The following is a 25,000-nucleotide window of genomic DNA, read 5'->3' on the forward strand; positions in this document are numbered from 1 at the left end:
GACGCCGATTGAGTACGTTCTGAGTACCTGCGCTCATGCCCTCGGGCGTGACGGCGACCACACTGCGGCACATGACGTATTTTCCGCCCCCGGCCGAGGAGCTGCGCTTCCTCGACAGCGAGCTCCGGCAACTGGACGCCCGCCGGGCCCAGTTGCTGGCCCGCCGCGCCTGGCTGATCACGATGATTCAGCAGGCGGTACAGCCCGCTCCGCCGGTGTGGCCGAGCCGGCCGGCGCAGCCCGGCCCTTCCGCCCGCCCCGAGGCCACCGCCCCGGGTGTGCAGAACGTCCTGCTCCTGCTCGGCGGGATCCTGCTCACCATCGCGGCGATGGTGTTCACGCTGGTCAGCTGGGGGCACCTGGGGATCGCCGGCCGCTCCCTGGTGCTGGGCGCGGTCACGCTGGCGGTGCTCGGCGCGCCCGTGGCGCTGCTGCGCAAGGGGCTGCGTTCGACCGCCGAGTCGGTGGCCGGACTCGGCCTCGCGCTGACCGTGCTGGACGCCTACGCCCTGCACGAGGTCGTGTTCACGGCGGCGGACGGTACGACGTACGCGGCGGCGGCCTCGACGGCGCTGGCGGCGCTGTGGGCGGCGTACGGCACGGCGCTCGCCGCGCTGCCGGGCTCGACGGCGCTGCGAGCGCCGCACCCCGCCGCCCTGGCGGTCGCCCAACTCCCCCTGGTGCTCTGGGCGATCGCGCTCGGCGGCGGCCCGCTCACGGTCACGGCCGCGGTACTGCTGACGACGGCGTTCGACGCGGCGGTCGCGCTGCGGGTGTCCGGGCGGCCGGTGCGGCTCGTCGCCCTGGTGTGCGCGTTCGGCACGGGCGGCTGGGGTGTCCTGACGGCCGGTCTGCTCTCCCTGGGAGCGGCCGGTCCGAGCGCCGCCGCCCGTGCGGCGGCGCTCCTCCTCCTGGCGGCGGTGATCGCCCTGGGGGTGGCCCGGTTCGCCCCGCGGCCGGAGCTCGCGACGGGTATGGCGACGACCGCGGCCCTGTGCGGGGTGGCGGGTCTGAGCGGTGTCCTGCGGGTGTCGGTACCCGGTGACTGGGTGGTTCCGTCCTGTCTGGCCTGCGGGATCGCGCTGCTGGCCGCCGCGCGGGGCCCGGCGGCGGTGCGCCGGGGTGTCGTCCTGGCGTCCGCTGTCGTCCAGGCGGGTGCGGTGCTGTGGGCGGTGCCCGCCGTGGGCGTCACGCTGCTGGGACCGGTGGCGTGGCTGCGGCACATCTGGGCCGGGGCCCCGGCCGACGCCCGTACCGCGGTGACGGTCGACGCCTTCTGGCCGCCGTACGCCGTCACGGTGCCGCTGATCCTCCTCGCGGTCGCCGCGGTCCTGGCCACGGCGGTCCGCGGCCAGGAGTGGCGCCCGCGTGCGCTGATCGCCGCGCTGACGCTGACCTGGGCCGCGGCGCTCGTCACGCCCGCGGCGCTGGAGCTTCCCTACCTCGTCGGCCTGTTGATCCCGGGTCTCACCGTCCCGGCGCTCCTGGCGCCGGCGCTCCGGGGGACGGCCGCGCGGACGGCCGCCGGGCTCGCCCTGCTCACCTCGCTCGGTCTGGCCCTGCGGGCACTGGCCACCGAGCCGGCGACCCTCGCCGTTCTCGCCTCGCTGACCGTGGTGTTCGCGGTCGCCGCGTGGCGCGGCCGGCAGACGCCGGTGTCCGCGGCGGCCGCCCTGGGCTGGGCCACGGCCCTGGCCTGCGCCGTGGGCGCGTCCGCCGGCTGGCGCCCGGAGATCGTCGCGCTGCTGGTGCTCGTCGTCCCGGTGGCGGCGGCGCTGCTCGCGGCGCGGCTGGACGACTCCGTGACGACGGTGACGGTCGAGGTGACGGGGGCCGTCGCCGGGCTCGTCGCCGTCGGTCTCGCGGTGGCCGACCCGCCCCTGCTGGCCCTGGTGCTGTCGCTGTGCGGGGTGATCGTGGCCGGCACGGCCGTACGTCCGGACCGCCGCGACGTCGGCTACGCGGCCGTCGCCCTCTTCGTACTGGCCGCGTGGGTCCGGCTGGCGGCCTGGCAGGTGGAGCTCCCGGAGGCGTACACGCTGCCGGTCACGGTCCCGGCGCTGCTCGTCGGTGCGCTGCGTCGGCGCCGCGACCCGGCCGCGTCGTCCTGGACGGCCTACGGCCCCGGTCTCGCCGTGACGCTCCTGCCGAGCCTCGCCACCGCCTGGAGCGACGTCGAGTGGACGCGCCCGCTGCTGCTGGGCGCGGCCGGACTGCTGCTCACCCTGCTGGGCACCCGGCACCGGCTGCGGGCCCCGCTCGTGCTGGGCGGCTCGGTGCTCGCCCTGGTCACGCTGCACGAGCTCGCCCCGTACCTGGTCCAGGTGACCGACGCGCTCCCCCGCTGGGTGCCTCCCGCCCTCGCCGGGCTGCTGCTGCTCGCACTCGGTGCGACGTACGAGCAGCGGCTGCGCGATGTCCGTCGGGTGCGGGAGGTCCTGGGGCGGATGAACTAGCCGTCCGTCACGGCATCTTGTCGCCGAGCAGCGCCAGGTTCTCGATGGCGGCGAGGCCGTAGAGGGCGGTGTCGTTGGTGGACACCCAGGCGGCCTCGCCGCCCGCGACCAGGGTGGCGGGGCCGCTCAGCGGCTCCGTCTTCCATGGCGAGGACTCCGTGTAGCCGTCGGAGCTGTAGAACTTCGTCCACGCCCGCTTGGCGAGCACCTCGTCCCCGGTCTGGACGGCGGCGTAGGCGTCGAGACGCGAGTGGCCCTGGAAGAGGAGCAGGGTGCCGAAGTTGCTGCCGTAGCGCGCCGCCTGTTCCGCCTTGGTGGCGTTGAAGTAGCGGCAGTAGTCGAGGTACGCCTCCTTGAACTTCGGGATGTCGACCAGGTGGATGAGTTCGGCGCACAGTTCGTTGAGGCCGAAGACGGCCGACAGGTGCGAGACGCCGACGACCGGGGTGGCGGCCACCGCGAACCTGCCGGTGTCGAGGTCGTACAGGCCGCTGCCCTGCACGAAGCCGTTGGGCTGGGCGCCGATGGTCTCCATGGTGGACAGGACGCGGGCCTTCGCCTTCTCCCACTTCGGCCCCTTGCGCTCCCACTCGGTCAGCCACGCCGAGACCAGGCCGCTCCAGTCGGTGCCGAAGCCGATCGACAGGGCGTGCCGGTCGGGGGTGTAGGGCTCGGTGCGGATCTTGCGCAGTGGGTCCAGGGCGAGGAACGTCTCGTCGGAGTCGACGTTGGCGTGCATGAGGTCGCCGACGCGTTCGTCCGCGGTGAGGAAGTAGTAGTAGCGGCGGTAGGTGGTGTTGGCGATGCGCTGCTGCTTGGCGCTGTCGGCGTAGTGCTGTACGCCGTGCCGGGTGCCCAGGCCCGCCCACTGGCCGAGGTGGTAGACGTCGACCTCGCCGGTGTGCCGGGTCATCGCCTCGGCGAAGCGGAAGATGTCCGCGCGGCCGCTGCGCAGATAGGCGAACCAGAGCCAGAGGTCCGGTGACAGCTCGGAGTTGTCCCAGGCGTAGCCGCCGATGTCGTACCGCCACTGGTGCCTGACGGTGTCGTAGGTGTGCATGATGTCGCCGTAGTCCCAGAAGCCGTACCAACGGCGCTGCTCCACCTGGTCCTTGTAGTAGGTGAAGAGGAAGTCGAGATGGTCCTCGATCTTCGCCTTGGCGGGAGTGGAGCGGTCCGGCTCGGCGTAGAGGCCGGGGCCGAACACCTTGGCCTTGATCAGCTGCTTGGGCGGGGCGGCGAGCTGGGGCAGCAGCCGTACGGCCTCGACCTGCTCGGCGAGTTCCTCCGGGGCCGGCGTCGACTCGTTGGCCCAGAAGAGGAGTTCGGAGGTGCGGGCGATGCCGTAGGGGGTGCCGAAGCCGGGCTCGTAGTCCTCGTAGGTGATGTTGAGGCCCTCGAGCTGTTCGGGGAAGGTGTCCTGGCCCATGCCGTCGTGGTAGAAGCGCAGGTCCATGGGCTGCGCCTCGGGCGACCAGAGCCAGAGGGTGACCTCGGCCTCGTCGGTGTGCGCGTCGCGGATGTCGAGCTGGGCGGGGTGCTTCTCCCAGAAGTCCCTGAGGCCGAAGGAGAAGCCGCCGCTCACCCCGCCGACGTATCCGAAGCCGGAGGCCCGCTTGCCGCCGCCCGCGCCGATCCAGCCGTAGCCCTTCTTGGTGCGCTTGCGCAGCGCGAAGCCGTCCGCGGACAGCTGGGAGAGGGTGTAGTCGCCCCACTCGGGGATGTACTGGAGGCGGGTGGTGACCCGCTGGTCCCAGGTGGCGGGGTCGGGGAGCTTCTGGCCGGCGTACTGGGCGGCCTGCACCGCCGCGCCGGGGTCCCGGCGCAGACCGGTGATGCCCTTGACCGCCTCGCGCAGCAGACCGGTGCCCTCGCCGCCGATGCGGATGTGTCGGTCGTAGGACTCGTCGCGCATCGGGACGGTGAAGCGGACGCCCAGCCCCCGGATGAAGTCGCCGCTCGCCTTGCCGGGCTCCTGTTTGCCGTCGTAGGTGATGGTGTGCACCATGCGGAAGGAGTCGGCGCCCGCGTAGAAGTACAGGCGGATGGAGAAGGGGAGCCAGCTGCGGCTGCCCTTGCGGTGCTTGCCGTCGATGCGGACGACCGCGCGGACCGGGCCGCTCTGCTCGACGGTGACGCCGTCGACGGCGCCCTCGAAGCGCTCGGTCCTGACGGTGCCCTGGTCCTCGTCCTCGATCTCGGGCTGCCGGATCAGGACCAGCCGGCCGTTCTTGGCGATCTCGGTGGAGCCGCGGGTGACGGACTTGATGAGCGTGGCGCCCGACTTGCCGATCTTCGCGGTGATGACGCCCGTCGACACGTCGATGGTGCCGCCGCTCTTGTCGACGGTGACCTTCCTGGCGGGCGCGGCCGGGGTGCCCGCGGCGAGGGTGAGCTTGCCGGAGCCCGAACCGACCGCGTGGGCCGTCCACTTCAGCGACCCGTCCGGCCAGTAGGCGAGCGGCCAGGACTGTACGGGGACGTCCTTGCCGTCGGCGTCCGTCAGCGCGAAGGTCTGGTCCTCCTGGTACGTGCCCATGGGCCAGGGCACGCCGAGCGTGGAACCGGGGGCGGCGCCGAGGCCGCCGTCCTCCAGCCAGTCCAGGGTCACCGGATCGGCGTCGGCCGCGGCGGCTCTCGGCGCGGCCTGCGCGTCCTTGGCGCCCAGGGCCCAGCTGAACTGGGCGGCGGCTCCGGCGACGGCAGCCGCCTTGAGGAGGGACCTACGGGGGATGGGAGACATGGGATGCAGCCTTTCCTTTCCGTGCGGGTGCAGGGGTGGTTCCGTGCGGGTGCAGGGGTGGTCAGGGGCATGACAGAGAGAGGTGCGGCGCCCGGGGCGCCGGCCTGGTGCGAGGTCACACGCGTCAGCGGTGCCGGTACCGCTCCTCCACGGCGACGGCCGCCGCCGCGACCGCCCCGAGGACGGGGACCGCCAGCGGCGCGACGACCCAGGCGGACAGGACCACGACGGCCAGCCCGCAGACGACCAGGAAGGACCCGGCGGGATCGCGTACGGTCCGGCGCCCGGCCTCCGCGAGCAGCGCCCGCCAGGCACGGCCCGGAGTCCAGACGGCGGCCGCCCGCAGCAGAGCCACGGCGAGCCCGATCAGCGCGAGGATGCCGACGGCACCGACGAGCGGCCCACCGGGAATCCCGGCCCGTGCGGCCAGGACGTCCACCCAGACCGCGGCCGCCGCCGCCCATCCGGCGAGCCCGACGGCCCACCCGCCGCGCACGGCCGCCCGGAAGTCCGCGACGAACTCCCGCGCGCCACCGACCTCATGGGACGTACGACGCCGCAGGTGCCGGGCGCCGGCCGCGAAGGCCGCGGGGTAGGTGACGACCCCGAGACAGGCCACGGCGATCCACACGCCGGTGAGCAGACACTCGGCGAAGACCGCGAAACGCTCGCCGAACACCGACTCCCTGCGCGCGGAGCGGGCCTTCACCCGTGCTTGCGCCATGGTGGCCCCCTCAGCCCTTCAGTCCGGAGGTGGCCATGCCGTCGATCAGATAGCGCTGGAAGGCCATGAAGAAGGCGATGACCGGAACCAGCGCCACCAGCGACATCGCGATCATGCTGCCGTAGTTGGAGATGCCCTCCTGGTCGCGGAACATCATCAGGCCGAGCGACACGGTGTACTTGGACGGGGTGTTGAGATAGATCAACGGCCCCATGAAGTCGTTCCACGCGTTGATGAACGTGAAGATGGCGCTGGTGATGATCGCCGGGCGGCTCAGCGGCAGCACGATGGACCAGTAGGTCCGCAGATGCCCGCAGCCGTCGAGCTTGGCGGCCTCGTCCAGCTCGCGCGGCAGCCCCCGCATGAACTGCACCATCAGGAAGACGAAGAACGCCTCCGTGGCCAGGAACTTGCCCGCGACGAGCGGCACGAGCGTGTCGATGTACCCGAGGTTGCGGAACAGCACGTACTGCGGGATGAGCAGCACATGGTACGGCAGCAGCAGGGTGCCGATCATCAGGGTGAACAGCAGGTTCCGCCCGGCGAACCGGATCTTGGCGAAGGCGTACGCCGTCAGCGAGCTGGAGAGCACCACACCGACCACGGCCAGGCCCGCGTACATCAGCGAGTTGGTGAAGAAGCTGGTGATGGAGATGCCGGAGATGCCGTCGGCGAGCCCGGAGAAGTTCGCCCAGACCGGTTCGGTGGGCAGCAGGTCGAGGCTGGCGATGATGTCCTTGCTCGGCTTGAACGAGGCGCCGAGCACCCAGACGACCGGGTAGAGCACGACCGCGAGCACGAGGATCGCGCCCACGTGCCAGACGAGGGATCCGATGCGCCGCCGCTCGTGCGCGGGGCGCACGGCGGGGCTGGTGGCACTGGTCACTTGGCGGCCTCCTCGTAGTGCACCCACTTCTTCTGCGACCAGAACAGGACTGCCGTGACGAGCGCCACCGCGATCACCAGCGTCCAGGCCATCGCGGAGGCGAAGCCCATCTGGGCCTCCTTGAAGCCCTTCTGATACAGGTAACAGGTGTAGACCAAGGTGGCGTCGGCGGGTCCGCACCGGGTGTCGGAGACGACGTACGCCGAGCCGAACACCTGGAACGCGTGGATGGACTCCAGCAGCACGTTGAAGAAGAGCACCGGGGAGATCATCGGCAGCGTGATGTTCCAGAACCGCCGGAAGGGGCCGGCCCCGTCCATCTCCGCGGCCTCGTACAGTTCCTGCGGCACCTGCTTGAGCCCCGCCAGGAAGATGACCATCGGCGCCCCGAACTGCCAGATGCTCAGTGCCACCAGGGAGTACAGGACGTAGTCCGGGTTGCCGATCCAGCCGCCGACGTCCAGCCCGAAGATCTTCTGCGTACGGTCCACGACGGCGTCGTCCGAGAACAGCGCCCGCCACACGAAGCCCACGGAGACGCTGGCGCCGATCAGCGACGGCATGTAGAACGCGGCCCGGTACAGGGCCTGGCCGCGCCGCTTCTGCGCGAGCAGCAGCGCCACGCCGAGCGCGAGGAGCAGCTTCAGCGGTGTGGCCACGACGACGTACTTCAGGGTGACCTCGACCGACTTCTGCCAGCGCGGGTCCTGGAACATCGTCGTGAAGTTGTCGAGCCCCACCCACCGGGGCGGCGTGAACAGGTTGTAGCTGGTGAACGCGTAGTAGAGCGACGCGATCATCGGCCCCGCCGTGAGCAGCAGGAAACCCGCGATCCACGGCGACATGAAGAGATAGCCGGCGAGGTTCTCGCGGCGCCGCCCGCGCCGCCCGGCGACAGGAGCGGCGGACCGCTTCTTCGCCGGGCGCGCGGGCGCTTCCTTGACGAGCGTCATGGTGGTACGTCCCCTCAGCCCGCGAACGCGGCCTTGGCCTCGCTGAACAGTGCCTTCGCGGCGTCGGCCGGCTTGGTCTTGCCCTGGGCGACCTCACCGCCGATCCGCAGGAAGGCCGCCTCGATGACGTCCGCACCGGACGGGTGCGGGGTGATCTTCCCGAGGACACCGGCCTTGGCGACCTCGTCCTCGTAGGCCGCGACGCCCTTGTTGTTGGGGTCGGTCGGCTTGAAGGCGTCGTACTGCTCGGTGGTGGAGAGGATGCCGCGGTCGTAGCCCATGATCTTGCCGACCTCGGGGTCGTGGACCATGAAGTCGATGAACTGGGCCACTTCCTTCGGGTACTTCGTCCCGGAGAAGGCGCTCAGCATCAGCGAACCGAGGTACTGGCCGGTGTCCTTGCCGTCCGTGGTGGGGATCGGCGCGAGCCCGTAGTCCGACTCGCCCTCGCCCTGGTAGCGGATGGAGAAGTTGTCCCAGGTGAACTCGGACGCGGCGAGGCCCGCCGAGAGTCCGGACTTCGGCTTGACCTGCTCGATCTTCTTCGGGTCGGCGACCAGCCCGGACTTCACGCGCTTGTAGCCGTCCTCCCACCACTGCGTCACATCGGCCTCGGTGAAACCGAGATCGCTGTCGGTGAAGAAGGCCTTGCCGTTCTGACGCAGGTACAGGTCGTAGAGGTACATGATGGCGAAGTAGCCGGTGTCACCGGCGATCTTCAGCTTGTCCTGGATCTTCTGCAGCGCGGCGAAGTACTCGTCCCAGGTCCACCCGAACTTCGCCTCGACGCCCGCCTTCTGGAAGGCCTTGAGATCGATGACCAGCGACATGGTGTTGGCGCCGACCGGAATACCGATCTGCTTGCCGTCGACCTGACCGTTCGCCAGTACGCCGTTGCGGAAGTTCTCCAGGCTCAGGTTCCCGGCGTCCGCCTGGGTCTTGAGATCCATCAGAACTCCGCGCTTGTCGTACTTGCGCAGAAAGCCGACCGCATTCTGGAAAACGTCCGGCGGATTCCCGCCCGAGGCCTGCGTCTGGAACTTCTCCCAGAACGCCTCGTAGTCGGTGAATTCGGGCTTGATCTTGATCTTCGGGTACTTCTTCTCGAAGAGCGCGATCGTCTTCTTGATGGCGATGGTGCGCGGCTCGCCACCCCACCACGCGTAACGGATCGTGACCGTCCCGTCGGCCGACGCACCGTCGCCTCCCCCGCACCCCGTGGTCGCGGCCAGGCCCAGTGTGGCCGCCGTCGCTCCCGCGGCCTTCAGGATCGTTCGCCTCTCAACATTCCTGCTGGTTCCCACAGTCGGGCCCTCCCCGCAGCGTCGTTGCCGCTTGCATGAATCGTTTCAAGAAAGCGCTTGCTGGCACAAGGTACGAGGGGGTTGAGAGAGCGTCAATGATTCGGACAGGAATTTCTTGCACGGGGCTTCGCCGGCGAACCGCGCCCAGGCGAGGGGCGCGAGCTCGCCGACCGGACGAACTCGCAGGTGAGAGACGTCCGTTCGGAGCACCGAACCGCCGACCGGTCCTCGAAAGATCACGCCGAGGGGCTGAAATCCGCCTGCGGGTAAGAGAGTCGGCCGAGGAGCGGGAGCCTGGCGGGACGAGGGGGCGTGACGATGACGAGCGGGCGTTGACGAGCGGGTCGCCCGGCACCCGGCTCGCCTCCTTGCCGTCCACCTCGACCGGAACGCGCTCGACCACCGGCGGCCGACGAGCCGTGCGCCGTGATGGCGAACGAGCCGCACGGGAGCGGGATGGCGCTTCCCTGACGCTGACGCGGGAGCGGGAACGGGCGGACGAGCGGGTCGAAGCCCGCGCCGGCGTTCACGCGGAATCCCGCAGGGGCGGAGGCGGGGCGGGTGAGGCGAGGGATGGCGCAGGGGGCGGGGGCGGCGGTAGGGGGCTCGTCGCCGGCAGGGCCCCGAGGCGGGCGCGCGGCCGGGCCAGTAGGGCCGGAGGGGGACGTGGCGGTCCCGAAGCGGCGGGGAGGTGGTGCGGCGGTCCCGAGCGGAATGGCACCGCCACCGGGCCTGAAGGGGCGGAGAAGCGGCGCGGCCCTGATTGGCGGCGGAGAGGGGGGCACCTCTGGGGCCGAAGGGGCGGAGACGCACTGCCGCCGGGCCAGAAGGGGCGGAAAAGCGGCGCAGCAGCCCCGAGCGGCGGAGAGGGGGCGCCTCTGGGGCCCGAGGCGGCGGAGACGCACCGCCCCCGGGCCGAAGGGGCGGAGGGGTGACGCCGCCGGGGACCGGAGGGGCGGAGGCGCGACGCGGTCGGGACTGGCGGCCAGGGGGCTAGGCGGGCACGGGCGGGGCGGGGCGGGGCGGCGCCTGCCGCCTGCCGCCTGCCGCCTGCCGCCTGCCGCCTGCCGCCTGCCGCCTGCCGCCTGCCGCCTGCCGCCTGTCGGCCCGCCTGCGTTCTCGCAGGCGGGCCGACGTTCCGGGTGGGCGATACTGGGTTCGAACCAGTGACCTCTTCGGTGTGAACGAAGCGCTCTCCCACTGAGCTAATCGCCCGGACGCAGGAAGAACATTACCCCATGTCAGGGGGTGGCTGTGACCAGGACCGATCCTCCCCCGCGGCTCCGCGGCGGATCACTGGTCCTTGATCTTCCAGGGCATCTCGAAGCCGAACTTCCACAGGTAGACACCCGTCAGGACGGCGATGATCACGAGGCCGATCGCGGTCAGGGTGATGTTGCGGCGGCGGACCTTCGGATCGAGCGCGCGCTGGGCCGCCTCGGTGACCTTGCGCTTGGTCCAGCGGAGCACCAGCTGTGCCCAGACGAACTCGGTCGCCCAGATCGCCATGCCGCCGAAGATCACCACCCAGCCGGGACCGGGCAGCGGCAGCATGACCACGCCGGCGGCCACCACGGCGAGGCCGATCACGAAGACCCCGACCTGCCAGCTCAGATGCAGCATGCGGCGCGCCTTGACGAATTCGGGCGCCCTGGAGCCGAGCCCCTGGCCCTGCTGATCCTCGGCCGTTCCGTCCGGCTTCGACCCGTCGACCGCCACGACTGCCTCGCCCGCTCCGTCACTCCCCGTGTTCATACAGCCCGACCTTACCCGAGAGAATCCGGTCACCGGAATGGTGGTACTGGGCGAACGCGCTGTCGGCCGGAAGAGTTACGTAAAGGCACGCAAAACACTCAGAGGGGTTTACAACGGCACCGTAGGTGGCATGTCGATTTCGCCGACGTGCGAATCCCCGAGCGCACACTGAGCGAAAGGCCCTGGCGCTTATGAACACCACGGTCAGCTGCGAGCTGCACCTGCGCCTCGTTGTGTCGAGCGAGTCCTCCCTGCCTGTCCCCGCAGGCCTGCGGTACGACACGGCCGACCCCTACGCCGTGCACGCCACCTTCCACACCGGTGCCGAGGAGACCGTCGAGTGGGTGTTCGCCCGCGACCTGCTCGCCGAGGGCCTGCACCGGCCCACGGGCACCGGCGACGTCCGTGTCTGGCCGTCGCGCAGTCATGGTCAGGGCGTCGTCTGCATCGCCCTGAGCTCTCCCGAGGGCGAAGCCCTGCTCGAGGCCCCTGCGAGGGCCCTGGAGTCCTTCCTGAAGCGGACTGACGCCGCCGTGCCCCCTGGCACGGAACACCGGCACTTCGATCTCGATCAGGAGCTCTCGCACATCCTGGCGGAGAGCTAGGGCGAGGCTCACACCGAGCTGCCCGGCGCCGTCCACTCGGGGAGACGGCTCGGGCCAGGACAACCGAATAGGGCATGCGCCGACGCCGTGCCACGGGTCTCCCGTGGGGCGGCGTCGGCGTGCGCGCGGCATGTCCCGCGGCGTCCGGGCGGCACTCCCCCGGCCTCCCGGTGCCGGGCGCCCGGGGATCCGGTCCCCGAGTGACCGTCGCTCGACGGCCCGGTGCGGCTACCATCGGCCAGCATCGGCGGGCGCTCGCCCGACCCCCAGGCCAGGGAGCGAAATGTGCTGATCACCCACGACACCCGGTGTGCGCTCGATGCCGTGGTGGAACTGGTGAACACCGCACCGGAGGACGACTCGACTCCGGACGCGCTGCCGGATGTCGCCGCCCTCGCGGATTTCGTACGAAAGCACGAGATCAGTGACGTCGGCGTGCTGTCCGAGTTCGACCTGTCCGCGGTACGCAAGATCCGCGGGCGGTTCGCCGGGATCTTCGCCGCTTCGGACCCACGGACCGCCGCCGGGCTGATCAACGAGCTGGTCGCCGCCGCGGGCACCACGCCACGCCTCACGGATCACGACGGCTACGACTGGCATGTGCACTACTTCGCGCCCGGTGCCTCCGTCGCCGACCATCTGGCGGCCGACTGCGGAATGGCCCTGGCGTTCTTCGTGGTGGCCGGGGAGCAGGAGCGGCTCCGGCGCTGCGAGGCCCCGGACTGCCGGCGCGCCTTCGTCGACCTCTCCCGCAACCGCTCCCGCCGGTACTGCGACAGCCGCACCTGCGGCAACCGCCTGCACGTGGCCGCCTACCGGGCGCGCCGCAAGGAGGCGGCGGGCTGACGGCCGGCCTCGCCGCGCGGCAGGTCCCTCTCGCGATCCCTCTCGCGGTTCCTCTACGCCCGTCGATGCCGTCGATGCCCCACGACGTCCCTTGATGTCCCCCGACGCCACGTGATGTCGTTCGACGCCGACGCGGCCCCGGCGGGTGACGCCGGGGACCGCGGGTACGGCTCAGAGCAGCAGCAGATCATGCAGCGAAGCCATGAGCAGCAGACACCCGATCACCGCTAGAAAGATCATCAGCGGTGGCTGGGAAAGGGCGAAGAGGCACCCGCGCGGCTCGTCCTGCGGCGGCGCGGCGTCGCTCTGTGTCGTGTCCAGCATCTCGCGGGCGATGATGACGCAGGTGACGCCCCTCGCGCGATCACGCGCCCGGAATGAGCGGGAGTGCGCCGTATTCCGTGACGTCGATGTCCTGCCGTGATCACTTCCGCGCACAGGCAGGCCGACTGTGTCGTTTCAAGCACCCGGGCCACCCCGTGGCCAGGGGTTCATCGGCCTCGGCTCATATGCCGTGCTTCTTCAGGATGGCCTCGATGTCGCTGAAGTCGTCGGCGCCGCCGGTCGCGCGGGGTGCGGCCGCGGGACGCGACGCCGGCCGGGAGGCCTGGCCCAAGGTGGGCGCGGAGGCGGCGGGGGCCACCGCCTCGGCCTGCGCGGAGCGGGCCGCCGCTCTGCGCTCCTTGCGGCTGCCGCCGCGACGGCGCTCCACGGTGCGAGTGGTGGCGAACAGGGCCCAGGCCCCGCCGAGCACGGCGAATCCCGCCCAGGCCGTCGGGCTGAAGGCGGTGTCGGCGGCCCATTCGACGACGCCGGTCATCACGAGGCCCAGCGGCACCAGGGCGTAGGCGGCGATGCGGGCGGCCGCCAGGAAGCGCTTGCGGTACGCGGTGACCACCGCGATGCCGAGGCCGGCCACGGCGGCGGCGGAACAGACGGTCTCGGCAATCATCCGGTCCTCCAGGCGTGGGATCGCTCGGGCAGAGGTTCACATCGACTCGGCACCGCGGGCCGGCGGCCCCGCGCCTCGTCCCTTCCATCCTGCACCTGCGCACCGCTCGCGGGCCATGTTCCGGCCGGACATCAGGGACATCTCCGGGTCGGCTCCTCCGCAGGTGTCGCACCGGCCAGCCCCCGCGGTCCGGCGGGGAGCGCCGTGCCCCGCGGGCGGAGGTCCGGATTGGGGCGGCCGGGCAGTGGCTGGAAGACTGGCGTCATGAACGACGCGTCCCCGACCTCCGCCTCCGCCTCCGGCCCTGCGGCCGCCCGTCCCGCCGTCGTCCTCGACGTCTGGTGCGAGCTCCAGTGCCCGGACTGCCGCGGCGCCCTCGACGACCTGCGCGCCCTGCGCGAGCGGTACGGCGACCGGCTGGAGCTGCGGCTTCGGCACTTCCCGCTGGAGAAGCACAAGCACGCCTTCGCCGCGGCGCAGGCCGCCGAGGAGGCCCTGGAACAGGGGCAGGGATGGCCGTACGTCGAGGCCGTGCTGGCCCGGGTCGAGGAGCTGGACCGTGGGGGAGAACCCTTCCTGGTCGAGGTCGCCGGTGAACTCGGTCTCGACGCCGAGGAGTTCGACACCGCCCTGATCGACGGACGGCACATCCTGATCGTGGACGCGGACCAGGCCGAGGGCAAGGCGATCGGCATCACCGGCACCCCGACGTACGTCATCGGCGGCGAACGTCTCGACGGCGGCAAGAGCCAGGACGGGCTGCGCGAGCGCATCGAGGAGATCGCCGACCGGCTGCTGGCCGAAGAGGCCTGAGCCGGGCTCCGCGCCGCGTCAGACGAGGTTCTTGTACATCGAGTAACCCACGGGCAGATATCCGAGGGACTCGTAGAGCCGCTCGGCCGGGGTGTTGCCGGCGAAGACGTTGAGGCCGAGAACGCGCTTGTCCGCCGCGATCGCCTGGGCCTCGGCCAGCAGCATCAGCGAACGTCCGTGGCCGCGGCCGCGGAAGGCCTCGTCGGTCTCGACGTCGTACACGAACGCCTTGTCGCCGACGATCGCCACCCAGAGCGTGCCGACCCGGGTGCCCTCCTGCTCCAGGACGCTGAACAGCATGTTCTCCGTCGCCCGGCCCTGCGGCAGCAGCATTTCGTGGTCCCGCCGCGACCCGGCCCGCGCCTCGTCCTCGGGCACCCCGCGATCCGCCCAGTCCTGGGCGTAGGACGCGACGCCGTGCTCGAACCAGGGCACGTACTCGGCCTCCGTCATGGGCCTGCCCCGGCTGCCCTCGGGCAGCCGGGGAGCGGTGGCACCCAGAACCTTCTCCAGGCCGCGGTTGCGGTGGACGTAGCCGAGGGCCACCGCCATCCGCAGGGCCGTCGCCGCGTCGGCGGGCACCCTGAGCTCGATCCGCCGGCAGCCCCAGCCCCGGGCCACCTCTTCGGCGGCCAGCGCGGCCACCGTGCCCCGCCCGCGCCCGCGGTCCGGTTCCTCGATGTGGAGGTCGGCGATCCGGGCGACGCGGGGGCCGAACACGGGGGACGTCGAGAGATGGACCGCTCCGACGGGACGGCTGTTCACGCACACCTGGTAGTGGCGTGACAGTGCCCCGTCGGCGGCGTGCTGAAGCGGCTCGGTCGGCCGCAGGGTCGTGGTCATCAGGGGCTTTCTACCCAACCCCGGCGAGCAACGTCAGCCTGTTTTCCCGGTCCTTGCGGCTGCGGTCCGCGGGGTCACGGGTTCGGTACGACGTACGCGGTACGCGGCTCTACGGATCGAGATCGTCGGCGGCGCGCTCGGCGAAGATCCGCATCGCCTTGGCCGTCACCGGCCCCGGCGCGCCCGGCAGTTCGCGGTCGTCGACGCGGTGAACGGCCTGGACGTCCCGCAGCGTGGAGGTGAGGAAGACCTCCTCGGCCCGCTCCAGCACGTCCAGCGGCAGGTCGGTCTCCTTGGCGCCGGTCCACTCGGCGGTCAGCTCGCGCGTGATGCCCGCGAGGCAGCCGGAGGCGAGCGGCGGGGTGTGGATCTCTCCGTCCAGGACGACGAACACGTTGGACCCGGTGCCCTCGCAGAGCTGCCCGACCGTGTTGGCGAACAGCGCCTCGGTGGCACCGTGTTGGTGGGCGCGGGCCAGGGCGACGACGTTCTCGGCGTACGAGGTCGTCTTCAGGCCGGTGAGCGCGCCGCGTTCGTTGCGGGTCCAGGGGACCGTGACGACGGCCGTGGAATCGGCGCGGCGGGTGGTCTCCCCCAGGGCGACGACGAGGGTGGGGCCGTGTTCGCCGCGGTCGGAGCCGAGCGGGCCGTGGCCGCCGGTGTAGGTGATGCGCAGCCGGCCGAGCGGCATCGGGTTGGCCTCGAGGACGGCGGCGCAGGCGCGGCGGACCTCGTCGTGGTCGGGGTCCGGCAGGCCGAGGCCGCGCGCGGAGCGGGTCAGCCGGTCGAGATGGCGGGTCAGCGCGAACGTCACGCCGTCCACCGCCTTCACCGTCTCGAAGATGCCGTCGCCCACGGTCAGTCCGTGGTCGAAGACGGAGACACGGGCGGACCCGCTGTCCTGCAGCCCGCCGTCGAGCCAGATCTTCACGTCAGTCCCTCTCCTTCGGCCTCGTACGTTCCCGACGCTACCGCGAGCAGCCGGGAGGCCTTCAGCTCGGTCTCCTCCCACTCGGCCTCGGGGTCCGAGCCCCAGGTGATGCCCGCGCCGGTGCCGAAGCGCAGTACGGCCGCGCCCCCGGGGGCGCGGTCGATCCAGAAGGTGCGGATGCCGACCGCCAGCTCGCCGGTCCCCCGGTCGGCGTCGACCCAGCCGATGCCGCCGCAGTACGGGCCGCGCGGTGCCGTCTCCAGCGCGTCGATGATCCGCAGGGCGCTGGACTTGGGGGCGCCGGTGACCGATCCGGGAGGGAAGGCCGCGTCGAGCAGCTCCGGCCAGCCGGCGCCGTCGCGCAGCTCGCCGCGGACCGTGGACACGAGGTGGACCAGACCGGGGTGCTTCTCCACGGCGCACAGGTCGGGGACGCTCACGCTGCCGGTGGCGCAGACCTGACCGAGGTCGTTGCGGACGAGGTCCACGATCATCACGTTCTCGGCGTAGTCCTTCTCCAGGAGGTCCGCCTCGGTGCGTCCGGTGCCCTTGATGGGCCCGGACTCGACGACCCGGCCGGCACGGCGCAGGAAGAGTTCGGGCGACGCGGTGGCCGTCTCTATGCCGTGCCCCGGGAGACGAATCGTTCCTGCGTACGGCGCCGGGTTGCCCCGGGCCAGCAGGGCGGTCAGCGCGTCCACGTCGGCGTCGGACGCGACCGGCGCCGTCAGGACCCGGCACAGGTTGGCCTGGTACACCCGGCCGGCCGCGATGTGCTCCCGGATGCGACGCACACCCGCCGTGTACGCGGCGCGGTCGAGGGACGACGTCCAGTCACCGGCCGAGGGCCCGCGCCATGCGCCGGGCACGGGAGCGGGCACCGGCTCCTCGCGCACGTCGGCGAAACGCGCGCAGACCGGACGGCCCTCGAAGTCGGCACACACGGCCCAGAAACCGGCGGCTTCGAGCGCGGCCGGATCGCTGGTCACATCGAGGAGGCCGGTGGCGACTCGGGTGCCGAAACGGGCGAGAGGAGGGAGGTCGAGCACGTGGTCGAGTGTATGGCGGGTCACCCGAGAGGTGGTCCGGGCAGGCCCCACATGCCCCGGCCGGGGGCCCTGACCAGGTCGGGGAGTGGACACAGCGCAGCACGCTGCACAAACGCGTTTTTGTACTGGCCCGGGTATCCGCTAGAGTTCAACACGTCGCCGGGACGCGAGAGCCGACCGAAACGACATGCGGACGTAGCTCAGTTGGTAGAGCGCAACCTTGCCAAGGTTGAGGTCGCCAGTTCGAACCTGGTCGTCCGCTCGCAGAAAACAGGAAGAGGGGGATCATCCCGAACCCCCTCACTCCTGGTGGAGTGGCCGAGAGGCGAGGCAACGGCCTGCAAAGCCGTCTACACGGGTTCAAATCCCGTCTCCACCTCCAAGGACGATTAGCTCAGCGGGAGAGCGCTTCCCTGACACGGAAGAGGTCACTGGTTCAATCCCAGTATCGTCCACTGGATCTGTTCGAAGATCCGAACCCGCGCGATTAGCTCAGCGGGAGAGCGCTTCCCTGACACGGAAGAGGTCACTGGTTCAATCCCAGTATCGCGCACGCACCGCACACGCCCCTCGGGTCGTGGTCCCGAGGACGATTAGCTCAGCGGGAGAGCGCTTCCCTGACACGGAAGAGGTCACTGGTTCAATCCCAGTATCGTCCACACATCAAGAAGCCCCCGGCCGCCTTCGCGGTCGGGGGCTTCTTGTCGTTACCGGTTCAGCTGGAGAACAGCATCCGGCCGAAGCCCTTCTGGCGGTGGTGCCCGCCGTGGTGGCCGCCGTAGTGACCGCCGCCCTGCGGGGCACCCCAGGCGGGCGCGGCCGGAGCGGCCTGGGGGTACGCCTGCGGGGCGGCCGGCGGCGGCGGGCCCGGCTGGGACCACTGGGACTCCAGGCGGGTCAGCGCCTCCAGCTCGCCGTAGTCGAGGAAGATCCCGCGGCAGTTGCTGCACTGTTCGATCTGGACGCCGTTGCGGTTGTACGTGTGCATCTGAGCGTGACACTTCGGGCACTGCATGGTTCGGCTCAACTCCTCGCCGGTCGGTGCTGTTTCGCGTACCGCCAGGACAGACACTGTCCGGCTGCGGTCGGTTGCACCCTACTTCGCCCGGCCGGCCGTCAACTGCGGGGGGACGGAACCCATTCGGGCACAGGCGTCGACAAGGCACCGCTCGACCTCGTCGAGGGCCCGGCCCTCCGCGAGCGACTTCGTGACAGAACGTGCCGCGGTCTGCACCGTGAGTGCGCGTGCCGGGACGTCGAGGGCTGCCCAGGGGTCGCCGTCCAGGGGGACGGCGGGCCCGCCCCGGGCGCGGTAGGCGGTGAGGAAGCGGGTCCACTCCTCGGGCGGGAGGAGACCGCAGGCGTACCAGGCGGCGGGGCGGGCGAGATCCCAGGCCGGTACGCCGACGCCGACATCGTCGACGTCGATCAGGCGCCAGGGCCCGTCGGGTGCCGGATGGCGGACGAGCTGGCCGAGGTGGAGGTCGCCGTGACAGAGGGTGGCGGTGTCGGGCATGGGGGCTTCGGCGCGGGCCCAGGCCGGCAGCGCGTGCCAGGCGCCCAGGACGGGGGCGACGGCGGGGTGGGGCCCGGCCGCCCGGAGGCGGGCCACGGCGTGGGCGGCCTTGGCGGGACCGCGCATCTCCGGCAGCCCGGCCGGAGCGGGGGTGCGATGCAGCCGGGCGAGCAGGGTGCCCGCGGCCTCCCAGGGGGCCAGGTCGGGATCGTCCGGGTCCACCGGGGTGCCGTACGGCCAGAAGGTCACCAGACGGCCGTGGAGCACGGCCGGGGCCGGTGCGAGCGGCGGGAGGAGGATGCCGGGGAGCCGGGCGGCGAGGGTGAGGCGCGGGGCCAGTCCGGCCGGGTCGGTGTCGGGGGCGTGCGCCTTCGCGACGGTGTCGGCATGCCGGACGACGGTGGCGTCGGGGCGGTCGGCGAGGGTGGCCGCGCCGCAGGGACAGGACGGCGTGCCCTCGTGCGCCTTGGCTCCGGCTCGGCGGGAGAGCTCGGTGAGCAGGGGGTGGGCGGTCACGAGGCTCCCTGGGCGGCGGAGTGCGGGTCTTCCCGAGAGGGTACGCAGCCGGGGTCACCGGAGTCGCGGGGCACCGGAGGCGGGGAGCACCGAAGGCGAGCAGCACCGGAGGCGAGGGGTGCCGAAGTCGAAAAGCACCGGAGGCACCGGAGGCGAGGGGCATCTCGGTCACGGGCGGCCTGAAGAGGGGACGCAGGGCACCGGGGCAAGCGACGCGGGGCGCCGGGAAAAGCAATGCAGGCGCAGCTCCCCAGCTGCGCCTGCATTTTTTGCCGTCCGCCGCACCCCCGTCCCCACGGGGTTTCATGGGTGGATGTCCCCGCCCGGACCGCTCTTCCGGGCCTGGGGTCGCCGCTCAGCGCCCCAGCATCACTCCCACGGACGACGCCTGTGTGGCCACCGTCTCCCAGCCGTCGAAGACGACGAGGAGCAGGACCGCCAGGGGAAGGGCCATCAGCGTCGCCACCAGGGGGTGGCGGCGGCCCGTGCGACGAGGGCGCGTACCGCGTCCCTGTGCGCGGATCATCGTCCGCGGTGCCGTAAGAGCCATGGTCCCTCTCCTGACCTGATCAGTTGTCGTTGGCAGCGGCGGGTGTCTGACCTCGGGGGACGAGTGCTGCACCCGCCGCTTGACCTCAAATCTAGGCGCGGGACGGCCGCCGGGCGTCATGCCCTCGTACCGATTGCCGGGCCTCCCGGAGGATGAGCCATGACCTGCGAAGTACTCCCCTGGGTGGAGAGATGGTCCTAGGTCTCAGGGTCTTCCCGGAGGGGCTCTCCGGTCCGGTCCGGACACCCGCTCCGCATCGGGGCGTGGGGCAGGGCCCCGGGCCGTGACTTCGCTCACTCCGCCGCCCTCCGCCGTGCCGCCGCCACCCCTCGCCGGGCCGCCCGGCGGGCCGTCACCCCCCGGGTCCGGCTCCGGTCGCCGGCGTCGGCGCCGGTTCGCGAGCGGTCATCTGTCACTGGATCAATCCACTGTCCGGAAAGGGTGGTTGGGGCGGAGCGATGGCCAAGGCAGGCCTGTCCGACGGGTCTCTGAGCACCCTTCACATTCGCCGCCGGGCACCGACAATCCATCGGTACGAGAGGGCGCGGCCTCTGCGCGCGAACGGCCGTGGAAACGTAAGCTGTGCCACGTCACACGGACCGGGCAGCGGGGATGAACATGGCGATGATGCGCCTGAGGCGCGAGGACCCGCGCGTCGTCGGCTCGTTCAGGCTTCACCGACGGCTCGGCGCGGGTGGGATGGGCGTCGTCTACCTGGGTTCCGACAAGAAGGGGCAGCGGGTCGCGCTGAAGGTGATCCGGCCCGATCTCGCGGAGGACCAGGAGTTCCGGTCGCGGTTCGCGCGCGAGGTCTCGGCGGCCCGGCGGATCCGGGGCGGCTGCACCGCGCGGCTGGTCGCGGCGGATCTGGACGCCGAGCGGCCGTGGTTCGCCACCCAGTACGTGCCGGGACCCTCCCTCCACGACAAGGTCAACGACGAGGGGCCGCTCGGGGCCGCCGAACTGGCCTCGATCGGAGCCGCGCTGTCGGAAGGGCTGGTCGCCGTCCACGAGGCCGGGGTCGTGCACCGGGACCTGAAGCCCTCCAACATCCTGCTCTCCCCCAAGGGCCCGCGGATCATCGACTTCGGCATCGCCTGGGCGACGGGTGCCTCCACGCTGACGCACGTCGGCACGGCGGTCGGCTCCCCCGGCTTCCTCGCGCCCGAGCAGGTGCGCGGGGCGCTGGTCACCCCGGCCACCGACGTGTTCTCGCTCGGCGCCACGCTCGCCTACGCCTCGACGGCCGATTCACCCTTCGGCCACGGCAGTTCCGAGGTGATGCTGTACCGCGTGGTGCACGAGGAGCCGCACCTGCACGGTGTGCCGGACGCGCTGGCCCCGCTGGTGCGCGCCTGTCTGGCGAAGGACCCGGAGGAGCGGCCCAGCACCCTCGATCTCTCCCTGCGTCTGAAGGAGATCGCCACCCGGGAGGCCCAGGGACTGGCGGACGCGCGTCCTCCGGGTCCCCGCGCCGCCGAGGCGGATCGTCCGACGGGGCGGCTCTCCGACCCCGGTCACCCCGAGCGCACGCTGCGCCAGCAGGCCGGACCCGGTACTCCGCCGCCGCGGAACGGGGCGCCGCCCGCGCGTGGTTCGGTCCCCTCGCGGGGCGGAGCGCCGGCTCGCGGCGGCAATGCCGTACGGGGCGGCGGTGCCTCGTCGTCGCGGTCGGGGGCCCGGCCCGCCCCCTCGCGCAACACCCGCCCCGGCAGCGGCAACCGGCCCGCGTCCCGTGGCGGTGCCCGGCGCCCGGGGCCGAGGACCACGGGAACCGGGCGGCGGCCCGCCAATCCGCGGCTGCTGCGCCAGCGGCTGTTCGTGTTCGTCGTGGTGACCGTGCTGGTCGCGCTCGGCATCGCCGTCGTCCAGGGCTGCCAGGGGCCGGCGCGCGGGCTCGGCGGCGGCGAGGGCGTCGTACGGCAGGAACAGCAGCACCTCCGTCCGCAGCCGGGCGATCCGCTCGGGGACTGAGCCGGAGCTGAACCGGCCGCCGGGGAGGGGGCCGGGACCGCGTCAGGCGGTGATGGGGATGATGCCCAGGGGCTCGGTGGTGGGCTGCGGTGAGCCGCCGGCCGGTTCGACGGTGATTCCCACGGCGACGGCGTCGGCGGGCGATCCCTTCAGGACGTGGGAGCCGTTCGGCGCGCTGCCGGTCACCAGGCCCGCCGGGCGGACGTCGCCCGCCTCGGCCGCGTACCAGAGCTCGTAGACCTTGCCCCCGGTCAGGGCGGGAAGACCGTAGGCGGCGAAGACCGCCCGCGCCTCGTCGAGGGAGACCACGACGGCGGCGGCGGTCCCGCCGGTCAGTTTTCCGGTGTGGACGGTGGCGTCGGGTGCGGTGAGGACCTCCGTGATCGCGGCGCCCGCGGTGCGGGCCTGCTGCTCGGCCAGGGCCGCCCGGGTACGCGCGTCGTCCGCCTCCACGTGCTGCCGGACGGCGATGCCGCCGAGCGCGGCGGCCGCCGCGATGCTCGCGGCGAGCGCGAAGCGCAGCACCCGGTGCGCGGGGGCCCGTGAGCGGTGCGGGACCTGGTCCTGACGGGTGTGGGCGACGGCCTGGAGGGTGCGGGCCCGCGCCTGCGCTGTCACCGGGACGTTCTGCACCGAGGCGCCGAGCCGGGCGGTGGTCTCGAGGAGACCGGCCGCCTCCCGCCGGCACTCCTCGCAACCGGCGAGATGGTTCTCGAACGCGGACTCCTCGGCGGGCGGCAGGGCGTACAGCACATACGCGCCGACGGCCAGGTGGCGGTCCTCCTCAGGTGTCATGCGTCGGCCTCCAGACAGGCGCGCAGTCGCCGGAGCCCCGCGCGCATTCGGGACTTGACCGTTCCTTCGGGGGTGGACAGTGCGTCGGCGACCTCGAGGTAGGTCAGGCCCTGGTAGTAGGCCAGCATCAGCGGCACGCGCTCCTGGCGGGCCAGCGCGGTGAGACAGCGGTGGAGCCGCCGCTGCTCGTCGTGGTCCTGGACGATCTCGGCCACCTCGTCGAAGGGCCGCTGCGGTTCGAGGGTGACCGTGCGGTGTTCGCGAGCCGAGCCCGCCTGCGCGGCGCGTACCCGGTCCACCGCCCGGCGGTGGGCCACGGTGAGGACCCAGGCCTTCGCCGTTCCCCGCTCGGGGCTGTAGCGGCCCGCGGTGCGCCAGACCTCGATCATGACCTCCTGGGTCACCTCCTCGGCCTGCGCGACGTCCCTCAGGATCCGGCACGCCAGTCCCATGACACTGCCGGACAGCGCGTCGTAGACGCCGGTGAACGCGTCATGGTCGCCACCCGCCACCCGGGCCAGCAGGTCCTCCACTCGGGCGTCCGGATCGAAGCTGTGCGGCAAAGCCCTGCTCCCCTCGTGCCTCGTGCTGGGTTCGGACGGCCCGCCCACGGCGTGTGCGGAGGGAAGAGACCTGCACCGGGTGGCTCCTCACCGCTCCGGGGACGGGGCGCGCGCGGATCTCAGGTCGAGCAGGACGTGTACGGTCTTGCCGCCGATGGCGGGGACCAGCCGGATCTGTCCGCCCAGTCCGCGGATGACCCCCATGCCGAAGCCGCCGCGCTCGTCGCCGTCCGAGCGGCGGTGGAGTTCGGGGAGCTCCTCGCTGTGGTCGGCGACGGCGATGTCCAGCCGGCCGTCGCGCATCGTCAGCGTCAGCCGGCAGGGGCCGCGGGTATGGCGGACCGCGTTGGTCACGAGTTCGGAGACGACGAGGACCGCGTCCGGCACGCGATCGACCGGGTCGGTCGCCTTCAGCCAGCTCTCACTGACCTGACGGGCGAGGGACGGGGCCCGCCGGGAGTGCGGCAGGGCGACGGCACAGCGCGCCGTCGTCGGCGGTGCCGTCGGCGGTGACGTGGTGGTGGACATGAGGGCTCCCCTGGAACGAGCGTCGGGGACGTGTTGTGTTCGCAGGGGATTCGTAGCCGCACCGCACACGGATGCCGCCGTGCTCTACCCGAAAGCCTCAGGTTCTCACCCGGCCGGGCGAACGGGGGTCCGCGCGTTCCGCGGGGAGGTCCTCGGCCTTGCGTCGCCGCGACCTTTATGCCGCTCCGACATTTTTTCCGCTTTGTCGTCATCCGTCCGGCTTCCGGGTCCGAATCCTCCGCGTCCGGCACAGCGGGACAGGGAACGTCGTTCCTCCCGGATCCCTACTCCGGATCCGCACCACGCCATCGGCGCGACCGGTGCACGGGAGTCGCGTGACCTCCTCGCATGTGCTCTTCGCTCGACGTTCAAGGGAGATGTGTCCGATGACCGCTTTCCTGCGAGCCCGCCGCCTGGTGGCCGGAGCCGCCGCGACGGGCCTACTGGCCGGAGGGGCCGTGCTGGGCATGTCCGGTGCGGCGACCGCGGCCCCCGCTCCCGCTTCCGCCTCGACCGTGGTGACCACCGACCACGACGGTAAGTGCCACTGGGTGAAGGGCCACTGGGAGAAGAAGTGGGTGAAGGGTCACTGGGAGAAGAAGCGGGTCCATCACAAGACCTGGCACCACGGCCACTGGGAGAACCACTACACCTACAAGTGGGTCTACGTTCCCGGCCACTGGGACCACCAGTGGGTCAAGGGGCACTGGGAGTGCCACCACCGCTGACGGCGGCCGTGCGCGGGTGAGGGCCGGAGGCACCATGCCGTCCGGCCCTCGCTCCACGACCGGGTAGGGCCCTCAGGAGAACCTGGGCCGGGTCGCGTAGAACGCGACGGCGGAGGCGGCCGCCACGTTGAGGGAGTCGATCCCGGCGGACATGGGGATGCGCACCCATTCGTCCGCCGCCCGCAGGGCGTACGTGGAGAGTCCGTGTCCCTCCGAGCCCAGCATGATGGCGCTCTTCTCGAAGCGTGCCGGGTTCAGCTCGTCGAGCGGGGTCGCCTTCTCGTCCGGCGTCATGGCGAGGATGTCGTACCCGGCGTCGCGCACGACGTCGAGCCCGGCCGGCCAGGCGTCGAACCGGGCGTAGGGAACCGAGAAGACGGCACCCATCGACACCTTGATCGCCCGCCGGTAGAGGGGGTCGGCGCAGTCCGGTGAGAGCAGGATCGCCTTGATGCCCAGTGCGGCGGCACTGCGGAAGGCGGCCCCGAGGTTAGCGTGATCGACGAATCCCTCGAAGACGGCGACGCGCTGACCCGCGTCGTCCGGTGGTTCCACGAGGTGGTCGCCGGCCGGCCCCGGGACGGCGGTCCGGCGGGCGGCCTGGAGGAGTTCGGCGGCGTCCGGCAGCGGTTTGCGCTGCATGGAGGCCAGCGCGCCGCGGTGGACGTGATAGCCGGTGACCCGTTCGGCGAGCTCCGGGCTGACGGCGTAGACCGGCGCCGGGAGCTCGTCGATGACATCGCGCATGACGTCGACCCACTTGGCGGAGAGCAGCATCGAGCGCATCTCGTACCCGGCGTCCTTGGCCCGGCGGATGACCTTCTCGCCCTCGGCGATGAACAGGCCCTCGGCGGGCTCGCGCTTGCGGCGCAGCTCGACGTCGGTCAGGCCGGTGTAGTCGCGCAGGCGCGGGTCGTCGGGGTCCTCAACGGTGATGAGATCGGCCACAGGGGTGATACTGCCTTGTCCT

At 71.9% G+C, this 25,000-nt stretch carries 24 protein-coding genes and 6 tRNA genes; 11 read left to right on the forward strand and 19 right to left on the reverse strand.

Annotated elements, in window-relative coordinates; genetic code table 11:
* The first annotated feature begins 35 nt into the window (after positions 1–35).
* Positions 36–2,456: a hypothetical protein gene (locus tag ASD48_RS40525; protein ID WP_057606937.1), complete on the forward strand. Its 2,421-nt coding sequence runs from the start codon at positions 36–38 to the stop codon at positions 2,454–2,456.
* Between the two features lie 7 nt (positions 2,457–2,463).
* Here the strand turns inward: ASD48_RS40525 and ASD48_RS40530 are convergent, their stop codons facing one another.
* The 7 genes from ASD48_RS40530 to ASD48_RS40560 form a co-directional block, all read right to left on the reverse strand.
* Positions 2,464–5,199, reverse strand: coding sequence for a hypothetical protein (locus ASD48_RS40530; protein WP_057606938.1), 2,736 nt, complete (start codon positions 5,197–5,199; stop codon positions 2,464–2,466).
* 124 nt (positions 5,200–5,323) lie between these two features.
* Positions 5,324–5,923, reverse strand: coding sequence for a hypothetical protein (locus ASD48_RS40535; protein WP_057606939.1), 600 nt, complete (start codon positions 5,921–5,923; stop codon positions 5,324–5,326).
* Between the two features lie 10 nt (positions 5,924–5,933).
* The gene (locus ASD48_RS40540; RefSeq protein ID WP_057606940.1) at positions 5,934–6,809 is read right to left on the reverse strand and encodes a carbohydrate ABC transporter permease; all 876 of its coding nucleotides are present in this window, start codon (positions 6,807–6,809) and stop codon (positions 5,934–5,936) included.
* Positions 6,806–7,762, reverse strand: a complete 957-nt coding sequence (locus ASD48_RS40545) for a sugar ABC transporter permease (RefSeq protein ID WP_057606941.1) — start codon at positions 7,760–7,762, stop codon at positions 6,806–6,808. The genes ASD48_RS40540 and ASD48_RS40545 overlap by 4 nt, the downstream gene beginning before the upstream one ends.
* A gap of 14 nt (positions 7,763–7,776) precedes the next feature.
* On the reverse strand, positions 7,777–9,066 hold the full coding sequence (locus ASD48_RS40550; protein WP_057606942.1) for an extracellular solute-binding protein: 1,290 nt from the start codon (positions 9,064–9,066) through the stop codon (positions 7,777–7,779).
* Positions 9,067–10,209: 1,143 nt separating this feature from the next.
* A tRNA-Val gene (locus tag ASD48_RS40555) sits at positions 10,210–10,281 on the reverse strand.
* Between the two features lie 78 nt (positions 10,282–10,359).
* Positions 10,360–10,821 (reverse strand): TIGR02611 family protein, encoded by a 462-nt coding sequence (locus ASD48_RS40560; RefSeq protein WP_057606943.1) that lies wholly within the window; start codon positions 10,819–10,821, stop codon positions 10,360–10,362.
* A gap of 191 nt (positions 10,822–11,012) precedes the next feature.
* Between ASD48_RS40560 and ASD48_RS40565 the strand changes: the two genes are divergently transcribed.
* Together ASD48_RS40565 and ASD48_RS40570 are read left to right on the forward strand one after the other, a co-directional pair.
* Positions 11,013–11,426 carry an SsgA family sporulation/cell division regulator gene (locus ASD48_RS40565; protein ID WP_004002642.1) on the forward strand — a complete coding sequence of 138 codons (414 nt, stop codon included), beginning with the start codon at positions 11,013–11,015 and terminating at the stop codon, positions 11,424–11,426.
* Positions 11,427–11,711: 285 nt separating this feature from the next.
* Positions 11,712–12,272: a CGNR zinc finger domain-containing protein gene (locus tag ASD48_RS40570; RefSeq protein ID WP_057606944.1), complete on the forward strand. Its 561-nt coding sequence runs from the start codon at positions 11,712–11,714 to the stop codon at positions 12,270–12,272.
* Between the two features lie 171 nt (positions 12,273–12,443).
* On the opposite strand, the gene ASD48_RS44980 is transcribed toward ASD48_RS40570, so the two are convergent.
* Complete coding sequence (locus ASD48_RS44980; protein WP_020128804.1) at positions 12,444–12,596, reverse strand: hypothetical protein; 153 nt, start codon at positions 12,594–12,596, stop codon at positions 12,444–12,446.
* A 181-nt stretch (positions 12,597–12,777) separates the two neighbouring features.
* A complete protein-coding gene (locus ASD48_RS40575) occupies positions 12,778–13,224 on the reverse strand; it encodes a hypothetical protein (RefSeq protein ID WP_057606945.1) in 447 nt (148 codons plus the stop codon).
* A 264-nt stretch (positions 13,225–13,488) separates the two neighbouring features.
* Between ASD48_RS40575 and ASD48_RS40580 the strand changes: the two genes are divergently transcribed.
* Positions 13,489–14,037 carry a DsbA family protein gene (locus tag ASD48_RS40580; RefSeq protein WP_057606946.1) on the forward strand — a complete coding sequence of 183 codons (549 nt, stop codon included), beginning with the start codon at positions 13,489–13,491 and terminating at the stop codon, positions 14,035–14,037.
* Between the two features lie 18 nt (positions 14,038–14,055).
* Here the strand turns inward: ASD48_RS40580 and ASD48_RS40585 are convergent, their stop codons facing one another.
* From ASD48_RS40585 to ASD48_RS40595, 3 genes are all read right to left on the reverse strand, one after another.
* Positions 14,056–14,880 carry a GNAT family N-acetyltransferase gene (locus tag ASD48_RS40585; protein ID WP_199876201.1) on the reverse strand — a complete coding sequence of 275 codons (825 nt, stop codon included), beginning with the start codon at positions 14,878–14,880 and terminating at the stop codon, positions 14,056–14,058.
* Positions 14,881–14,989: 109 nt separating this feature from the next.
* Positions 14,990–15,811, reverse strand: a complete 822-nt coding sequence (locus tag ASD48_RS40590) for an aminodeoxychorismate lyase (RefSeq protein ID WP_057606947.1) — start codon at positions 15,809–15,811, stop codon at positions 14,990–14,992.
* Positions 15,808–16,860, reverse strand: coding sequence for a chorismate-binding protein (locus ASD48_RS40595; protein ID WP_057607058.1), 1,053 nt, complete (start codon positions 16,858–16,860; stop codon positions 15,808–15,810). Before ASD48_RS40595 ends, ASD48_RS40590 begins: the two co-directional genes overlap by 4 nt.
* 189 nt (positions 16,861–17,049) lie before the next feature.
* Here ASD48_RS40595 and ASD48_RS40600 point away from each other — a divergent pair.
* From ASD48_RS40600 to ASD48_RS40620, 5 genes are all read left to right on the forward strand, one after another.
* A tRNA-Gly gene (locus tag ASD48_RS40600) sits at positions 17,050–17,122 on the forward strand.
* A 46-nt stretch (positions 17,123–17,168) separates the two neighbouring features.
* Positions 17,169–17,242 (forward strand) — tRNA-Cys (locus ASD48_RS40605).
* Between the two features lies 1 nt (position 17,243).
* Positions 17,244–17,315, forward strand: a tRNA-Val gene (locus tag ASD48_RS40610).
* A gap of 26 nt (positions 17,316–17,341) precedes the next feature.
* Positions 17,342–17,413, forward strand: a tRNA-Val gene (locus tag ASD48_RS40615).
* A 34-nt stretch (positions 17,414–17,447) separates the two neighbouring features.
* Positions 17,448–17,519, forward strand: a tRNA-Val gene (locus ASD48_RS40620).
* Between the two features lie 56 nt (positions 17,520–17,575).
* On the opposite strand, the gene ASD48_RS40625 is transcribed toward ASD48_RS40620, so the two are convergent.
* From ASD48_RS40625 to ASD48_RS40635, 3 genes are all read right to left on the reverse strand, one after another.
* The gene (locus tag ASD48_RS40625; RefSeq protein WP_057606948.1) at positions 17,576–17,875 is read right to left on the reverse strand and encodes a zf-TFIIB domain-containing protein; all 300 of its coding nucleotides are present in this window, start codon (positions 17,873–17,875) and stop codon (positions 17,576–17,578) included.
* 81 nt (positions 17,876–17,956) lie between these two features.
* Complete coding sequence (locus tag ASD48_RS40630; RefSeq protein WP_057606949.1) at positions 17,957–18,892, reverse strand: aminoglycoside phosphotransferase family protein; 936 nt, start codon at positions 18,890–18,892, stop codon at positions 17,957–17,959.
* A 355-nt stretch (positions 18,893–19,247) separates the two neighbouring features.
* Positions 19,248–19,442 (reverse strand): hypothetical protein, encoded by a 195-nt coding sequence (locus tag ASD48_RS40635; protein WP_054239472.1) that lies wholly within the window; start codon positions 19,440–19,442, stop codon positions 19,248–19,250.
* 612 nt (positions 19,443–20,054) lie between these two features.
* On the opposite strand from ASD48_RS40635, the gene ASD48_RS40640 reads away from it, so the two are divergent.
* Positions 20,055–21,416 carry a serine/threonine-protein kinase gene (locus tag ASD48_RS40640; protein WP_057606950.1) on the forward strand — a complete coding sequence of 454 codons (1,362 nt, stop codon included), beginning with the start codon at positions 20,055–20,057 and terminating at the stop codon, positions 21,414–21,416.
* 42 nt (positions 21,417–21,458) lie between these two features.
* Here ASD48_RS40640 and ASD48_RS40645 read toward each other — a convergent pair whose 3' ends face one another.
* The 3 genes from ASD48_RS40645 to ASD48_RS40655 all read right to left on the reverse strand — a co-directional run bounded on the left by ASD48_RS40645 (position 21,459) and on the right by ASD48_RS40655 (position 23,302).
* Entirely contained in the window at positions 21,459–22,211 is a 753-nt protein-coding gene (locus ASD48_RS40645) for an anti-sigma factor (RefSeq protein ID WP_057606951.1), read from the reverse strand.
* Positions 22,208–22,774, reverse strand: coding sequence for an ECF RNA polymerase sigma factor SigK (gene sigK / locus ASD48_RS40650; protein WP_057606952.1), 567 nt, complete (start codon positions 22,772–22,774; stop codon positions 22,208–22,210). The genes ASD48_RS40645 and sigK overlap by 4 nt, the downstream gene beginning before the upstream one ends.
* Positions 22,775–22,861: 87 nt before the next feature.
* Positions 22,862–23,302 (reverse strand): ATP-binding protein, encoded by a 441-nt coding sequence (locus ASD48_RS40655; RefSeq protein WP_057606953.1) that lies wholly within the window; start codon positions 23,300–23,302, stop codon positions 22,862–22,864.
* Between the two features lie 386 nt (positions 23,303–23,688).
* Here ASD48_RS40655 and ASD48_RS40660 point away from each other — a divergent pair, with 386 nt between their 5' ends.
* Positions 23,689–24,030, forward strand: a complete 342-nt coding sequence (locus tag ASD48_RS40660) for a hypothetical protein (protein WP_057606954.1) — start codon at positions 23,689–23,691, stop codon at positions 24,028–24,030.
* Between the two features lie 72 nt (positions 24,031–24,102).
* Here ASD48_RS40660 and ASD48_RS40665 read toward each other — a convergent pair whose 3' ends face one another.
* Positions 24,103–24,978 (reverse strand): RNA methyltransferase, encoded by an 876-nt coding sequence (locus tag ASD48_RS40665; protein ID WP_057606955.1) that lies wholly within the window; start codon positions 24,976–24,978, stop codon positions 24,103–24,105.
* Positions 24,979–25,000 lie beyond the last annotated feature (22 nt).

This window comes from Streptomyces sp. Root1310 (genome assembly GCF_001426425.1).
Lineage (GTDB): Bacteria > Actinomycetota > Actinomycetes > Streptomycetales > Streptomycetaceae > Streptomyces.

Bases quoted from the DNA above. Each gene is read 5' to 3' on its own strand.
- ASD48_RS40640 (WP_057606950.1), top strand. From the start codon at position 20,055: ATGAACATGGCGATGATGCGCCTGAGGCGCGAGGACCCGCGCGTCGTC.
- ASD48_RS40525 (WP_057606937.1), top strand. From the start codon at position 36: ATGCCCTCGGGCGTGACGGCGACCACACTGCGGCACATGACGTATTTT.
- ASD48_RS40635 (WP_054239472.1), bottom strand. From the start codon at position 19,442: ATGGCTCTTACGGCACCGCGGACGATGATCCGCGCACAGGGACGCGGT.
- ASD48_RS40645 (WP_057606951.1), bottom strand. From the start codon at position 22,211: ATGACACCTGAGGAGGACCGCCACCTGGCCGTCGGCGCGTATGTGCTG.
- ASD48_RS40535 (WP_057606939.1), bottom strand. From the start codon at position 5,923: ATGGCGCAAGCACGGGTGAAGGCCCGCTCCGCGCGCAGGGAGTCGGTG.
- ASD48_RS40655 (WP_057606953.1), bottom strand. From the start codon at position 23,302: ATGTCCACCACCACGTCACCGCCGACGGCACCGCCGACGACGGCGCGC.
- ASD48_RS40660 (WP_057606954.1), top strand. From the start codon at position 23,689: ATGACCGCTTTCCTGCGAGCCCGCCGCCTGGTGGCCGGAGCCGCCGCG.
- ASD48_RS40560 (WP_057606943.1), bottom strand. From the start codon at position 10,821: ATGAACACGGGGAGTGACGGAGCGGGCGAGGCAGTCGTGGCGGTCGAC.
- ASD48_RS40575 (WP_057606945.1), bottom strand. From the start codon at position 13,224: ATGATTGCCGAGACCGTCTGTTCCGCCGCCGCCGTGGCCGGCCTCGGC.
- ASD48_RS40545 (WP_057606941.1), bottom strand. From the start codon at position 7,762: ATGACGCTCGTCAAGGAAGCGCCCGCGCGCCCGGCGAAGAAGCGGTCC.
- ASD48_RS40530 (WP_057606938.1), bottom strand. From the start codon at position 5,199: ATGTCTCCCATCCCCCGTAGGTCCCTCCTCAAGGCGGCTGCCGTCGCC.
- ASD48_RS40585 (WP_199876201.1), bottom strand. From the start codon at position 14,880: ATGACCACGACCCTGCGGCCGACCGAGCCGCTTCAGCACGCCGCCGAC.
- ASD48_RS40580 (WP_057606946.1), top strand. From the start codon at position 13,489: ATGAACGACGCGTCCCCGACCTCCGCCTCCGCCTCCGGCCCTGCGGCC.
- ASD48_RS40625 (WP_057606948.1), bottom strand. From the start codon at position 17,875: ATGCAGTGCCCGAAGTGTCACGCTCAGATGCACACGTACAACCGCAAC.
- ASD48_RS44980 (WP_020128804.1), bottom strand. From the start codon at position 12,596: ATGCTGGACACGACACAGAGCGACGCCGCGCCGCCGCAGGACGAGCCG.
- ASD48_RS40565 (WP_004002642.1), top strand. From the start codon at position 11,013: ATGAACACCACGGTCAGCTGCGAGCTGCACCTGCGCCTCGTTGTGTCG.